Raw genomic sequence first — 13,609 nt, forward strand, 5'->3', positions numbered from 1 at the left:
CTCAGGCCTCCGTTCCGGACTCGGGGGCCGCGGCCTGGTCGGCCGGGGCCGGCGCGTCGGACGCTGCGGGCGCCTCGGCAGCGGACTGCTTCGGCTGCGACTGACGCTCGTTGCGGTCGTTGCGACGCGGACCGCGACGCTCGCCACCACGGCCACCACGGCCCTGACGGGGAGCGGCGGCGGCCTGCTGCGCGGCGAACTCCTTCTCGGTGAGGTCGCCCTTGTAGACCCAGACCTTCACGCCGATGCGGCCGAACGTCGTCCGGGCCTCGAAGAAGCCGTAGTCGATGTTCGCGCGCAGCGTGTGCAGCGGCACACGACCCTCGCGGTAGAACTCCGACCGGCTCATCTCGGCACCGCCGAGGCGACCCGCGACCTGCACGCGGATGCCCTTCGCGCCGGCGCGCTGCGCGGACTGGATGCCCTTGCGCATGGCGCGACGGAAGGAGACGCGGCTCGCGAGCTGCTCGGCGATGCCCTGTGCGACCAGCTGCGCGTCGATCTCGGCGTTCTTGACCTCGAGGATGTTGAGCTGGACCTGCTTGCCCGTGAGCTTCTCGAGCTCGCCGCGGATGCGGTCGGCCTCGGCACCGCGCCGGCCGATGACGATGCCCGGACGCGCCGTGTGGATGTCCACGCGGACGCGGTCGCGGGTGCGCTCGATCTCGACCTTGGAGATGCCGGCCCGCTCGAGGCCGGTGCTCATGAGCTTGCGGATCTCGACGTCCTCGCGGACGTAGTCGCGGTACCGCTGACCAGGCTTGGTGCTGTCGGCGAACCAGCGCGACCGGTGGTCGGTGGTGATGCCGAGGCGGTACCCGTGCGGGTGAATCTTCTGCCCCACTATCGGGCCCCTTCCTTCTGCTCACGCGGTGCGACGACCACGGTGATGTGGCTGGTGCGCTTGAGGATCCGGCTGGCACGCCCCTGAGCACGCGGACGGAACCGCTTGAGGGTCGGGCCCTCGTCCACGTACACCTCGGAGACCACGTAGTCGGTCTCGTCGAAGCGCTCGCTCGCGCGGTCGGCCTTCACCCGTGCGTTGGCCACAGCGGACTCGACGACCTTGCGGACCGGCTCGCTCGCGGCCTGCGGCGCGAACTTCAGCACCGCGACGGCCTCGGCGGCCTGCTTGCCACGGATGAGGTCCACGACGCGCCGGGCCTTCTGGGGCGTGACACGGACGAACCGCGCCTGCGCCTTGGCTTCCATTGCTGTCCTGCTTCCTTTTCTCAGACCGTCGGGGTCGACGCCGCTCAGCGGCGACGGCCCTTCCGGTCGTCCTTCACGTGGCCGCGGAAAGTCCGCGTGGGGGCGAACTCGCCCAGCTTGTGGCCGACCATCGCCTCGGTCACGAAGACCGGGACGTGCTTGCGGCCGTCGTGCACGGCGAAGGTGTGACCGAGGAAGTCGGGCGTGATGACCGACCGACGGGACCAGGTCTTGATGACGTTCTTGGTCCCCTTCTCGTTCTGGACGTCCACCTTCTTCTGCAGGTGGTCGTCGACGAAGGGGCCCTTCTTCAGGCTACGAGGCATCTGTCAGGCTCCTTATCAGCGCTTCTTGCCGGTGCGACGACGGCGGACGATCATCCGGTCGCTGGACTTGTTCGGACGGCGGGTCCGGCCCTCGGGCTGGCCCCACGGGCTGACCGGGTGGCGACCACCGGAGGTCTTGCCCTCACCACCACCGTGCGGGTGGTCGACCGGGTTCATGACCACACCGCGCACGGTCGGGCGGACGCCCTTCCAGCGCATGCGGCCGGCCTTGCCCCAGCTGATGTTCGACTGCTCGGCGTTGCCGACCCAGCCGACCGTGGCGCGGCAGCGCAGGTCGACGTTGCGGATCTCGCCGGACGGCATGCGCAGCTGCGCGTAGGGGCCGTCCTTCGCGACGAGCTGCACCGAGGCGCCCGCGGAACGGGCGATCTTGGCGCCGCCACCGGGGCGGAGCTCGACGGCGTGGATGACGGTACCCGTCGGGATGTTGCGCAGCGGCAGGTTGTTGCCGGGCTTGATGTCGGCGCCGGGACCGGCCTCGACGGTGTCGCCCTGCGACAGCTTGTTCGGCGCGATGATGTAGCGCTTGGTGCCGTCCGCGTAGTGCAGCAGCGCGATGCGCGCCGTGCGGTTCGGGTCGTACTCGATGTGCGCGACCTTGGCCGGCACGCCGTCCTTGTCGTGACGACGGAAGTCGATCACGCGGTAGGCGCGCTTGTGACCGCCACCCTTGTGCCGGGTGGTGATCCGGCCGGAGCTGTTGCGGCCGCCGCTCTTGGACAGCGGGCGGACCAGCGACTTCTCCGGCTCCGAGCGCGTGACCTCGACGAAGTCGGCGACGCTGGAGCCGCGGCGGCCGGGCGTCGTCGGCTTGTACTTACGGATTCCCATGGAAGTAGTCCTCGATCTGCTCTCGTGCGGCTCAGCCGACCGGACCGCCGAAGATGTCGATCGAACCCTCGCGGAGGGTGACGATCGCACGCTTCGTGTCCTTGCGCTTGCCCAGGCCGTAGCGCGTGCGACGCGCCTTGCCCTTGCGGTTGATCGTGTTCACCGAGGCGACCTTGACGCCGAACACCTGCTCGACCGCGATCTTGATCTCGGTCTTGTTGGCGTCCGGGGCCACGACGAAGGTGTACTTGCCCTCGTCGAGGAGGTTGTAGGACTTCTCGGAGACGACCGGCGCGATCAGGATGTCGCGCGGGTCCTTCGTCACGGCGGTCACTTGGCGGCCTCCTTGGCGGTCGCTGCTTCACCCTCGGTCGCGACGGCCTTCACGGACTTGCCCGTGGCCGGGCCCGCCAGGAACGCGTCGAGCGCACCCTGCGTGAAGACGACGTCGTCGGAGACGAGCACGTCGTAGGTGTTCAGCTGGTCCGCGGTCAGCAGGTGGACCTGCTCGACGTTGCGGAGCGACTTGACGGTCACCTCGTCCGAGCGCTCGGTCACGACCAGCACGTGGGTGCTGTCGGTCAGCGCGGAGAGCGTGCCGAGAGCGGTCTTGGTCGAGGGCACGCCGTCGAGGCCGAAGCCCGACACCACGTGCACGCGGCCGGCGCGCGCCCGGTCCGACAGGGCACCGCGCAGGGCGGCGGCCTTCATCTTCTTCGGGGTGCGCTGGTCGTACGAGCGCGGCTGCGGGCCGTGGACGGTGCCACCGCCGGCGAACTGCGGGGCGCGGACCGAACCCTGGCGGGCGCGGCCGGTGCCCTTCTGCTTGTACGGCTTCTTGCCACCACCGCGCACGTCGGCGCGGGTCTTGGTGGCTGCGGTGCCCTGGCGCGACGCAGCGCGCTGGGCGACGACCACCTGGTGGATCAGGGGGACGTTCGTGGCGACGTCGAACACCTCGGCCGGGAGCTCGGCGGTGCCGGCCTTCTTGCCCGAGGCGTCGAGCACGTCGACGGTCAGGTTAGCCATCGGTCTCAGGCTCCCTTCGCGGCGGTACGGACGAGGACGATGCCGCCCTTGGGGCCCGGGACGGCGCCCTTGACGAGCAGCAGACCCTTCTCCGCGTCGACCGCGTGGACGGTCAGGTTCTGGACGGTCTTGCGGGCGTGGCCCATGCGACCGGCCATGCGCATGCCGCGGAAGACGCGCGACGGCGTGGAGGCGCCGCCGATCGAGCCCGGCTTGCGGTGGTTGCGGTGCGCACCGTGCGAGGCGCCGACGCCGGCGAAGCCGTGACGCTTCATCACACCGGCGGTGCCCTTGCCCTTGGTGGTGCCGACGACGTCGACCACGGCGCCGGCCTCGAAGGCGGCGGCGGTGATCTCCTGGCCGAGCGTGTACTCGGAGGAGTCGTCGGTACGGATCTCGGCCACGTGACGGCGCGGCGTGACGCCGGCCTTCTCGAAGTGGCCCTTGAGCGGCTTGGTGACCTTGCGCGGGTCGATCTGGCCGGCGGCGAGCTGGACGGCCGCGTAGCCGTCCGCCTCCGCGTCGCGGACCTGCGTCACCACGTTGGTGGGGACGGACACGACGGTCACGGGGACGACCTTGCCGGACTCGTCCCAGGCCTGCGTCATGCCGAGCTTGGTGCCGAGCACCGCGGTCACGTTCTTCTGCTGGTTGGTCATGATCTCTTCCAGCCTCAGAGCTTGATCTCGATGTTCACGTCGGCCGGCAGGTCGATACGCATCAGCGAGTCGACGGCCTTCGGCGTGGGGTCGATGATGTCGATCAGCCGCTTGTGAGTACGCATCTCGAAGTGCTCACGGCTGTCCTTGTACTTGTGAGGCGACCGGATGACGGTGAAGACGTTCTTCTCCGTCGGCAGCGGCACCGGACCCACGACCGTCGCACCAGCGCGGGTCACCGTGTCGACGATCTTGCGCGCCGAGCTGTCGATGACCTCGTGGTCGTAGGACTTGAGCCGGATGCGGATCTTCTGTCCCGCCATGGCGTCGTCTGACTCTCTCTCTCGAACCGCTACTGTCCGACCCCCGCGCTCGGGCGTGTCGCTTAGCGCGACAGGCTCGGGCGCACCGATTGGCATGGGGCCGTTGGGTGTGGACCGCGGTGCGGACCACGACGTTTGTGCACGCCTGTCGAAACTTGTGTCTCGTGGGGCGCTCGTGCGCGTCGACAGCCGGCATCCCCACGACTCCCCCGGCAGGGGGAGGCCGCTCCTGGTACCGCCACCGACCGGAGGCCGTGGCGTGCACCGCGGTGCTACACACTGTTCGACACGAGAAAGAACGCGCCCTTGACAGGCAACTTGACCATCTTGCCACACGAGGGCCGGTCAATCCAAGCCCTCGCGGGTGTGACGCCGGACGCACCCGAGGCCCGGACCCCGCTGACGGGGGCCCGGGCCTCGGGACAGGTCCGGTGGAGCTCAGCTCCCCAGGATCACCTGATGATCAGACGATCACTTGGTGATCTTGGTGACGCGGCCGGAACCGACCGTGCGGCCACCCTCGCGGATGGCGAAGCCGAGGCCCTCCTCCATGGCGATCGGCTGGATCAGCTCGACCGACATCTCGGTGTTGTCGCCCGGCATGACCATCTCGGTGCCCTCGGGCAGCGTGATGACGCCGGTGACGTCCGTGGTCCGGAAGTAGAACTGCGGGCGGTAGTTCGAGTAGAACGGGTTGTGACGGCCGCCCTCGTCCTTCGCCAGGATGTAGACCTGGGCCTCGAAGTTGGTGTGCGGGGTGATCGAACCCGGCTTCACGACGACCTGACCGCGCTCGACGTCCTCGCGCTTGAGACCGCGCAGGAGCAGACCGGTGTTGTCGCCGGCCTGGGCCTGGTCCATCTGCTTGTGGAAGGTCTCGATACCGGTGACGGTCGTCTTCTGGGCGGCACGGATGCCGACGATCTCGACCTCGGAGTTGAGGTCCAGGGCGCCGCGCTCCACCTTGCCGGTGACGACGGTGCCGCGACCGGTGATGGTGAAGACGTCCTCGACCGGCATGAGGAACGGCTTGTCGAGGTCGCGCTCCGGCTCCGGGACGTTCTCGTCCACGGCCTCCATGAGCTCCAGGATCTTCTTGGTCCACTCGGGGTCACCCTCGAGGGCCTTGAGACCGGAGACGCGGATCACCGGGGCGTTGTCGCCGTCGAAGTCCTGCGACGACAGCAGCTCGCGGACCTCCATCTCGACGAGCTCGAGGATCTCCTCGTCGTCGACCATGTCGGCCTTGTTCAGCGCCACGAGCAGGTAGGGGACGCCCACCTGGCGGGCCAGGAGGACGTGCTCGCGCGTCTGGGCCATCGGGCCGTCGGTCGCGGCGACCACCAGGATCGAGCCGTCCATCTGGGCGGCACCGGTGATCATGTTCTTGATGTAGTCGGCGTGACCGGGAGCGTCGACGTGCGCGTAGTGACGGTTCGGCGTCTCGTACTCGATGTGCGCGATGTTGATCGTGATACCGCGCTGCTTCTCCTCCGGCGCGGCGTCGATCTCGTCGAAGTTCTTGAGAGTGTTCGCCGGCAGGTCCGGGTACGTCTCCGCAAGGGTCTTCGAGATCGCGGCGGTCAGCGTCGTCTTACCGTGGTCGACGTGACCGATCGTGCCGATGTTGACGTGCGGCTTGGTCCGCTCGAACTTGGCCTTAGCCACTGGGTCCTCCTGGGACTTGGGTAGATGTTCCGAACGATTGCGAGTGTCGGCCGATCAAGCCTAACCCGCGGGGCGTTGCGGTTCTCCTACAGGTTGATGGTTGTGCAGGTGTTCGACCTGTGGGGACTCACTCGCCCCGGGTCTTCTGGATGATCTCGTCAGCCACGGCCTTGGGGACTTCGCCGTAGCTGTCGAACTGCATCGAGTACACCGCGCGGCCCTGCGTCTTGGAACGCAGGTCACCGATGTACCCGAACATCTCGCTCAACGGCACCTGGGCCTTGACGACCTTGACGCCGGTGGCGTCCTCCATGGACTGGATCAGCCCACGCCGCGAGTTGATGTCGCCGATGACGTCGCCCATGTACTCCTCGGGCGTGCGCACCTCGACGGCCATGATGGGCTCGAGCAGCACCGGGTCGGCCCGCCTGACGCCCTCCTTGAACACCATGGATCCGGCGATCTTGAACGCCATCTCCGAGGAGTCGACGTCGTGGTACGCACCGTCGAGGAGCGTGGCCTTGACGCCGACGACCGGGAAGCCCGCCAGGACACCCTGCTGCATGGCCGACTGGATACCAGCGTCCACCGACGGGATGTACTCGCGCGGCACACGACCACCGGTGACCTCGTTGGCGAACTCGTAGAGCTCGCCCTCGGTGGTCTCCAGCGGCTCGAAGTTCACGATGACCTTCGCGAACTGACCCGAGCCACCGGTCTGCTTCTTGTGCGTGTAGTCGATCTTCTCCGCCTTGCGACGGATCGTCTCGCGGTACGCGACCTGCGGCTTGCCGACGTTGGCCTCGACCTTGAACTCCCGCTTCATGCGGTCGACCAGGATGTCGAGGTGGAGCTCGCCCATACCGCCGATGACGGTCTGGCCGGTCTCCTCGTCCAGCTTGACGCGGAACGTCGGGTCCTCGTCGGCGAGCTTCTGGATCGCCGTCGAGAGCTTCTCCTGGTCCGCCTTGGTCTTCGGCTCGATCGCCACGTCGATCACGGGCTCCGGGAAGGTCATCGACTCGAGGATGACCGGGGAGTCCGCGGCGCTGAGGGTGTCACCCGTGGTGACGTCCTTCAGCCCGATGAACGCGTAGATGTGGCCGGCCTGCGCCTCGGGGACCGGGTTCTCCTTGTTGGAGTGCATCTGGAACAGCTTGCCGACGCGCTCCTTCTTGCCCTTGGTGGTGTTGAGCACCGCGGCGCCGGTCTCGACCTTGCCGGAGTAGACCCGGACGTAGGTGAGCTTGCCGAAGAACGGGTGCACGGCGACCTTGAACGCGAGGGCCGAGAACGGCTCCGTGGCGTCCGAGTGACGCTCGATGACCTTCTCCTCGTCCTTGACGTCGTGACCCTGGACGGCCGGGACGTCGAGCGGGGAGGGCAGGTAGTCGATCACGGCGTCGAGCATGGGCTGGACGCCCTTGTTCTTGAACGCCGAGCCGCACAGCACCGGGAAGGCCTCGGAGTTGATCGTGAGCTTGCGGATGCCGCCCTTGATCTCGTCGACCGTGAGCTCCTCGCCACCGAGGTACTTCTCGAGCAGGTCCTCGTCGGACTCGGCCACGGCCTCGATGAGCTCGTTGCGGTACTCCTCGGCCTTGGCCTGCAGGTCCGCCGGGATCTCCTCGATCTCGTAGGTCTCGCCCAGCTTGGTCTCGCCGTGCCAGACGAACGCCTTCATGCTCAGCAGGTCGACGACGCCGGTGAAGTCGTTCTCGGAGCCGATCGGCAGCTGGATGACCAGCGGCTTGGCCTTGAGGCGCTCGACGATCGTCTTGACCGTGAAGTAGAAGTCGGCACCCAGCTTGTCCATCTTGTTGACGAAGCAGATGCGCGGGACGTCGTACTTGTCGGCCTGACGCCAGACGGTCTCCGACTGGGGCTCGACGCCCTCCTTGCCGTCGAACACGGCGACGGCGCCGTCGAGGACGCGCAGCGAGCGCTCCACCTCGACCGTGAAGTCGACGTGCCCCGGGGTGTCGATGATGTTGATCTGGTTGTCGTTCCAGTAGCAGGTCGTCGCGGCGGACGTGATCGTGATGCCGCGCTCCTGCTCCTGCTCCATCCAGTCCATCGTCGACGCGCCGTCGTGCGTCTCACCGATCTTGTAGTTCACACCCGTGTAGTACAGGATGCGCTCGGTGGTGGTGGTCTTGCCGGCATCGATGTGGGCCATGATGCCGATGTTGCGGACCTTCTTCAGGTCGGTCAGCACGTCGAGTGCCACGGTGTCTTACCCCTCGGGTCAGTGGGACGTCGGGAACCGGTGCCGGAGACCCGGCCGCGGGCCGGCTCCGGATCCGCGGACGACCCCGGGGATCCCCCGGGGTCGTCCGAGCGCATCACCAGCGGTAGTGCGCGAAGGCCTTGTTGGACTCGGCCATCTTGTGCATGTCCTCGCGGCGCTTGACCGCGGCACCGAGACCGTTCGAGGCGTCGAGGATCTCGTTCATGAGCCGCTCGGTCATCGTCTTCTCGCGGCGGGCCCGCGAGAAGTCGGTGAGCCAGCGCAGCGCGAGGGTCGTCGAGCGCGACGGGCGCACCTCGACCGGCACCTGGTAGGTCGCACCACCGACACGGCGGGAGCGGACCTCGAGGGCCGGGCGGACGTTCTCGAGCGCGCGCTTGAGGACGACGACCGGGTCCTGGTCGGTCTTCGCCCGGACGCCCTCGAGGGCGCCGTAGACGATCGCCTCGGCGGTGGACTTCTTGCCGTCGAGCAGCACCTTGTTGATGAGCTGCGTCACGACGGGGGACCCGTACACCGGGTCGACGATGAGCGGCCGCTTGGGGGCCGGACCCTTGCGGGGCATCAGGCCTTCTCCTTCTTCGCGCCGTACCGGGAACGCGCCTGCTGGCGGCCCTTGACACCCTGGGTGTCGAGGGCGCCGCGCACGATCTTGTACCGGACACCGGGCAGGTCCTTCACACGACCGCCGCGGACGAGCACGATCGAGTGCTCCTGGAGGTTGTGGCCCACACCGGGGATGTAGGCGGTCACCTCGATACCGGAGGAGAGCTTCACACGCGCGACCTTGCGGAGCGCCGAGTTCGGCTTCTTGGGGGTGGTGGTGTACACACGGGTGCACACGCCGCGCCGCTGCGGGGAACCCTTGAGCGCCGGAGTCTTCGACTTCCCGGCCTTCGAGGTCCGGCCCTTGCGGACGAGCTGCTGGATCGTAGGCACTACGTCTCCGTCGTCTCTCGAGCTCTCGGAGGCCGTGCCGGCCCCCGACTGGTGGTCTGTTCTGGCTTGTGCGCGCCGATCGCAGGCGGCACCCGCGGCCCTCGCGGACCGCAACGCCACTTACCACCGGCTCGATGGCCCGGGGCTGCGCTCGACCTCCTCGCCGAGGAGTGGGCGCCCGACCCGGGATGCTCGTGCGATCGTCGGCGGCGCATCCGGCCGACCGTCCGAGTGCAAGCTCGGAGGAACAGCGGAGGCACGGCACGACGGCACGGGCACGGCTTCCAAGACTACCCGCGGTGGCAAGCGTGGTCAAAGGGTGAGACGACGGCGCCGCTGTGACGTCCGTCGCCCAGGTGCCGGAGCAGGCAAGAACGCCGCGAGGCAGCACTCCGGGCCGGACACGGGGTCCGGCGCACGGGTGCTGCCTCGCGGCGTTCTCGACTACCTCGGCAGGAGCATCAGCGGAAGTCGCCGAAGTCCAGGTCCTCCAGCGGGATCGCCTCGCCCGAGCCCATGCCGAGCGTCGGGAAGTCGATCTCGTCGTAGCCGAAGCTCGGGTAGAGCTCCGCCTTGGCCTGCTCCGTCGGCTCCACGTCGATGTTCCGGTAGCGCGCCAGGCCGGTGCCGGCCGGGATGAGCTTACCGATGATGACGTTCTCCTTGAGGCCGAGCAGCGGGTCGCGCCGGCCGCTCATCGCCGCCTCGGTGAGCACCCGGGTCGTCTCCTGGAAGGAGGCGGCCGAGAGCCACGAGTCGGTGGCGAGCGAGGCCTTCGTGATACCCATCAGCTCGGGACGGCCGGCGGCCGGCTGGCCACCCTCCGCCACGGCCTTGCGGTTGGCGTCCTCGAACCGCGTGCGCTCGGAGAGCTCACCCGGCAGCAGGTCGGAGTCACCGGCGTCGAGCACGGTCACGCGGCGCAGCATCTGGCGCACGATGACCTCGATGTGCTTGTCGTGGATGTCCACGCCCTGCGAGCGGTAGGTCTCCTGCACCGCGTCCACGAGCTGCTTCTGGGCAGCGCGCGGGCCGAGGATGCGCAGCACCTTCTTCGGGTCGACGGCGCCCTGGACGAGCTGGGTGCCGACCGCCACGTGGTCGCCGTCGGCGATCAGGAGCCGGGCACGCTTGGTGACCGGGTACTTGATCTCCTCGCCGCCGTCGTCCGGGGTCAGCACGATGTGCCGCGTCCGGTCGGAGTCCTCGATGGTCACCCGGCCGGTGTACTCCGCGATCGGAGCCTCACCCTTCGGGGTACGGGCCTCGAAGAGCTCGGTCACACGGGGCAGACCCTGGGTGATGTCCTCCGCGGAGGCGACACCACCGGTGTGGAAGGTCCGCATCGTCAGCTGCGTGCCCGGCTCACCGATGGACTGCGCGGCGATGATGCCGACGGCCTCGCCGATGTCCACCAGCTTGCCGGTGGCCAGGGAGCGGCCGTAGCACTTGGCGCAGGTCCCGACGCGCGACTCGCAGGTCAGGACCGAACGGACCTTGACCTCCTCGATCCCGGCCGCGATGACCTCGTTGATCACCAGGTCGCCCGCGTCCGAGCCGGCCTCGGCCAGCACCGTGCCGTCGGGGCCGACGACGTCCGTGGCGAACGTGCGCGAGTAGATCGAGGTCTCCACGCGGTCGTGCGGCACGAGCTGGTCGCCGATGCGCTCGGCGACCGGCAGCGGCAGGCCGCGCTCGGTCCCGCAGTCCTCCTCGCGGATGATGACGTCCTGCGAGACGTCGACGAGACGACGCGTCAGGTAGCCGGAGTCCGCGGTACGCAGCGCCGTGTCGGCCAGACCCTTGCGGGCACCGTGCGAGGCGATGAAGTACTCGAGGACGGACAGGCCCTCACGGTAGTTGGACTTGATCGGGCGCGGGATGATCTCGCCCTTCGGGTTCGCCACGAGACCGCGCATACCGGCGATCTGACGGACCTGCATCCAGTTACCGCGCGCACCCGACGACACCATGCGGTACAGCGTGTTCCGCTGGTCGTTCTCGAGGTTGTCACGCATCGCCGCGGCGATCTTGTCCGTGGCCTGCGTCCAGATCTCGATGAGCTCCTGGCGGCGCTCGTCGTCGGTGATCAGACCGGTCTCGTACTGGCCCTGGACCTTCAGGGCGCGGGCCTCGTGCTCGTCGAGGATCTCGTCCTTGTTCACCGGCATGGCGACGTCGGAGATCGCGATGGTCACGCCCGAGCGGGTCGCCCAGCGGTAGCCGGCGTCCTTGAGCGCGTCCAGCGACGTGGCGACGTCGACCTTCGGGTACCGCTCGGCGAGGTCGTTGACGATCGCCGAGAGCTCCTTCTTGCCGACGACCTCGTTCTGGAACGGGTAGTCGGTCGGCAGCGCCTCGTTGAACAGGGTGCGGCCCAGGGTGGTCTCGAACAGCAGCTGCTGCCCGGGCTCCCAGCCCTCGGGCGCCTCGAAGCCGCGCAGCGGCGGCACGAGGTCGGACATGCGCATCTTGATCGTGGCGTTGATGTCCAGCTCGCCGCGGTCGAACGCCATGATGGCCTCGGCCTGCGTGCCGAACACGCGACCCTCGCCCTGGGCGCCGGGACGCTCCGCCGTCAGGTGGTGCAGACCGATGATCATGTCCTGCGAGGGCATGGTCACCGGACGGCCGTCCGACGGCTTGAGGATGTTGTTGCTCGAGAGCATCAGGATGCGGGCCTCGGCCTGCGCCTCCGCGCTCAGGGGCAGGTGGACCGCCATCTGGTCACCGTCGAAGTCGGCGTTGAACGCGCCGCACACGAGCGGGTGCAGGTGGATGGCCTTGCCCTCGACGAGCTGCGGCTCGAAAGCCTGGATGCCCAGGCGGTGCAGGGTGGGCGCACGGTTGAGCAGCACCGGGTGCTCGGTGATGACCTCTTCGAGGACGTCCCACACCACGGGTCGGGTGCGCTCGACCATCCGCTTGGCGGACTTGATGTTCTGCGCGTGGTTGAGCTCGACGAGCCGCTTCATGACGAACGGCTTGAACAGCTCCAGCGCCATCTGCTTGGGCAGACCGCACTGGTGCAGCTTGAGCTGCGGACCGACCACGATGACCGAACGGCCCGAGTAGTCGACGCGCTTGCCGAGCAGGTTCTGGCGGAACCGGCCCTGCTTGCCCTTGAGCATATCGGAGATCGACTTCAGCGGACGGTTGCCCGGTCCGGTGACCGGACGGCCGCGGCGGCCGTTGTCGAACAGCGAGTCGACGGCCTCCTGCAGCATCCGCTTCTCGTTGTTGACGATGATCTCCGGCGCGCCCAGGTCCAGCAGCCGCTTGAGGCGGTTGTTGCGGTTGATGACGCGGCGGTACAGGTCGTTGAGGTCCGACGTCGCGAAGCGGCCGCCGTCGAGCTGCACCATCGGGCGCAGGTCCGGCGGGATGACCGGCACCGCGTCCAGCACCATGGCCGTCGGCGAGTTCGTCGTCGTCAGGAACGCGTTGACGACCTTGAGCCGCTTCAGGGCACGGGTCTTGCGCTGGCCCTTGCCGGTGCGGATGATCTCGCGCAGCGCCTCGGCCTCGGCGTCCAGGTCGAAGCTCTCGAGGCGCTTCTGGATCGCGTCGGCGCCCATCGAGCCCTCGAAGTAGGTGCCGTAGCGGTCGACGAGGGTGCGGTACAGCATCTCGTCGCCCTCGAGGTCGGCGACCTTGAGGTTCTTGAACCGGTCCCAGACCTGCTCGAGGCGGTCCAGGTCCTGGTCGGCCCGCTTGCGCAGCTGGGCCATCTCCCGCTCGGCCGAGTCGCGCACCTTGCGGCGCGCGTCGGCCTTGGCACCCTCGGCCTCGAGCTCGGCCAGGTCGGCCTCGAGCCGCGTGGCGCGGGCGTTGATGTCGTTGTCGCGGCGGTCGGTGATCTCCTTCTTCTCCAGGTCGATCTCGTTCTGGAGGTTGGGGAGGTCTTCCTGGCGCGCTTCGTCGTCGACCCACGTGATCATGTAGGCCGCGAAGTAGATGACCTTCTCCAGGTCCTTCGGCGCGAGGTCGAGCAGGTAGCCCAGGCGGGACGGCACACCCTTGAAGAACCAGATGTGCGTGACCGGGGCGGCCAGCTCGATGTGGCCCATGCGCTCACGGCGCACCTTGGAGCGGGTGACCTCCACGCCGCAGCGCTCGCAGATGATGCCCTTGAAGCGCACCCGCTTGTACTTGCCGCAGTAGCACTCCCAGTCCCGGGTCGGACCGAAGATCTTCTCGCAGAAGAGTCCGTCCTTCTCGGGCTTGAGGGTGCGGTAGTTGATGGTCTCGGGCTTCTTCACCTCACCGTGCGACCAGGAACGGATGTCCTCGGCCGTGGCCAGGCCGATGCGCAGCTCGTCGAAGACGTTGACGTCGAGCAAGATGTCC

Annotated in this window: 13 protein-coding genes; all 13 read right to left on the reverse strand. The window is 68.2% G+C overall.

Annotation, left to right across the window (positions count from 1 at the left end; translation table 11 throughout):
* Position 1 precedes the first annotated feature (1 nt).
* On the reverse strand, positions 2-844 hold the full coding sequence (gene rpsC / locus HDG68_RS13315; RefSeq protein WP_172152873.1) for a 30S ribosomal protein S3: 843 nt from the start codon (positions 842-844) through the stop codon (positions 2-4).
* Positions 844-1,212, reverse strand: coding sequence for a 50S ribosomal protein L22 (gene rplV, locus HDG68_RS13320; protein ID WP_172152875.1), 369 nt, complete (start codon positions 1,210-1,212; stop codon positions 844-846). Before rplV ends, rpsC begins: the two co-directional genes overlap by 1 nt.
* A gap of 44 nt (positions 1,213-1,256) precedes the next feature.
* The gene (rpsS, locus tag HDG68_RS13325; protein WP_172152877.1) at positions 1,257-1,538 is read right to left on the reverse strand and encodes a 30S ribosomal protein S19; all 282 of its coding nucleotides are present in this window, start codon (positions 1,536-1,538) and stop codon (positions 1,257-1,259) included.
* A gap of 15 nt (positions 1,539-1,553) precedes the next feature.
* Positions 1,554-2,390: a 50S ribosomal protein L2 gene (gene rplB, locus HDG68_RS13330; RefSeq protein WP_172152879.1), complete on the reverse strand. Its 837-nt coding sequence runs from the start codon at positions 2,388-2,390 to the stop codon at positions 1,554-1,556.
* A 31-nt stretch (positions 2,391-2,421) separates the two neighbouring features.
* Positions 2,422-2,724, reverse strand: a complete 303-nt coding sequence (rplW, locus tag HDG68_RS13335) for a 50S ribosomal protein L23 (protein WP_172152881.1) — start codon at positions 2,722-2,724, stop codon at positions 2,422-2,424.
* Positions 2,721-3,419, reverse strand: a complete 699-nt coding sequence (rplD, locus tag HDG68_RS13340; protein ID WP_172152883.1) for a 50S ribosomal protein L4 — start codon at positions 3,417-3,419, stop codon at positions 2,721-2,723. The genes rplW and rplD overlap by 4 nt, the downstream gene beginning before the upstream one ends.
* 5 nt (positions 3,420-3,424) lie before the next feature.
* Positions 3,425-4,078: a 50S ribosomal protein L3 gene (rplC, locus tag HDG68_RS13345; RefSeq protein ID WP_172152885.1), complete on the reverse strand. Its 654-nt coding sequence runs from the start codon at positions 4,076-4,078 to the stop codon at positions 3,425-3,427.
* Between the two features lie 14 nt (positions 4,079-4,092).
* A complete protein-coding gene (gene rpsJ, locus HDG68_RS13350) occupies positions 4,093-4,401 on the reverse strand; it encodes a 30S ribosomal protein S10 (RefSeq protein ID WP_013837837.1) in 309 nt (102 codons plus the stop codon).
* Positions 4,402-4,872: 471 nt separating this feature from the next.
* Positions 4,873-6,069, reverse strand: a complete 1,197-nt coding sequence (gene tuf, locus HDG68_RS13355; RefSeq protein WP_172152887.1) for an elongation factor Tu — start codon at positions 6,067-6,069, stop codon at positions 4,873-4,875.
* A gap of 127 nt (positions 6,070-6,196) precedes the next feature.
* Positions 6,197-8,299: an elongation factor G gene (gene fusA / locus HDG68_RS13360; RefSeq protein WP_172152889.1), complete on the reverse strand. Its 2,103-nt coding sequence runs from the start codon at positions 8,297-8,299 to the stop codon at positions 6,197-6,199.
* Between the two features lie 115 nt (positions 8,300-8,414).
* Entirely contained in the window at positions 8,415-8,885 is a 471-nt protein-coding gene (gene rpsG / locus HDG68_RS13365) for a 30S ribosomal protein S7 (protein ID WP_172152891.1), read from the reverse strand.
* The gene (gene rpsL / locus HDG68_RS13370) at positions 8,885-9,259 is read right to left on the reverse strand and encodes a 30S ribosomal protein S12 (RefSeq protein ID WP_106267324.1); all 375 of its coding nucleotides are present in this window, start codon (positions 9,257-9,259) and stop codon (positions 8,885-8,887) included. The genes rpsG and rpsL overlap by 1 nt, the downstream gene beginning before the upstream one ends.
* A gap of 461 nt (positions 9,260-9,720) precedes the next feature.
* Complete coding sequence (locus HDG68_RS13375) at positions 9,721-13,602, reverse strand: DNA-directed RNA polymerase subunit beta' (RefSeq protein ID WP_172152893.1); 3,882 nt, start codon at positions 13,600-13,602, stop codon at positions 9,721-9,723.
* Positions 13,603-13,609 lie beyond the last annotated feature (7 nt).

It is taken from the genome of Isoptericola chiayiensis (genome assembly GCF_013149805.1).
Classification (GTDB): Bacteria; Actinomycetota; Actinomycetes; order Actinomycetales; family Cellulomonadaceae; genus Isoptericola; species Isoptericola chiayiensis.

Coding starts and splice junctions, on each gene's coding strand:
- rpsG (WP_172152891.1), bottom strand. CDS start 8,885: ATGCCCCGCAAGGGTCCGGCCCCCAAGCGGCCGCTCATCGTCGACCCG.
- rplB (WP_172152879.1), bottom strand. CDS start 2,390: ATGGGAATCCGTAAGTACAAGCCGACGACGCCCGGCCGCCGCGGCTCC.
- rpsS (WP_172152877.1), bottom strand. CDS start 1,538: ATGCCTCGTAGCCTGAAGAAGGGCCCCTTCGTCGACGACCACCTGCAG.
- rplV (WP_172152875.1), bottom strand. CDS start 1,212: ATGGAAGCCAAGGCGCAGGCGCGGTTCGTCCGTGTCACGCCCCAGAAG.
- rplD (WP_172152883.1), bottom strand. CDS start 3,419: ATGGCTAACCTGACCGTCGACGTGCTCGACGCCTCGGGCAAGAAGGCC.
- rplC (WP_172152885.1), bottom strand. CDS start 4,078: ATGACCAACCAGCAGAAGAACGTGACCGCGGTGCTCGGCACCAAGCTC.
- rpsJ (WP_013837837.1), bottom strand. CDS start 4,401: ATGGCGGGACAGAAGATCCGCATCCGGCTCAAGTCCTACGACCACGAG.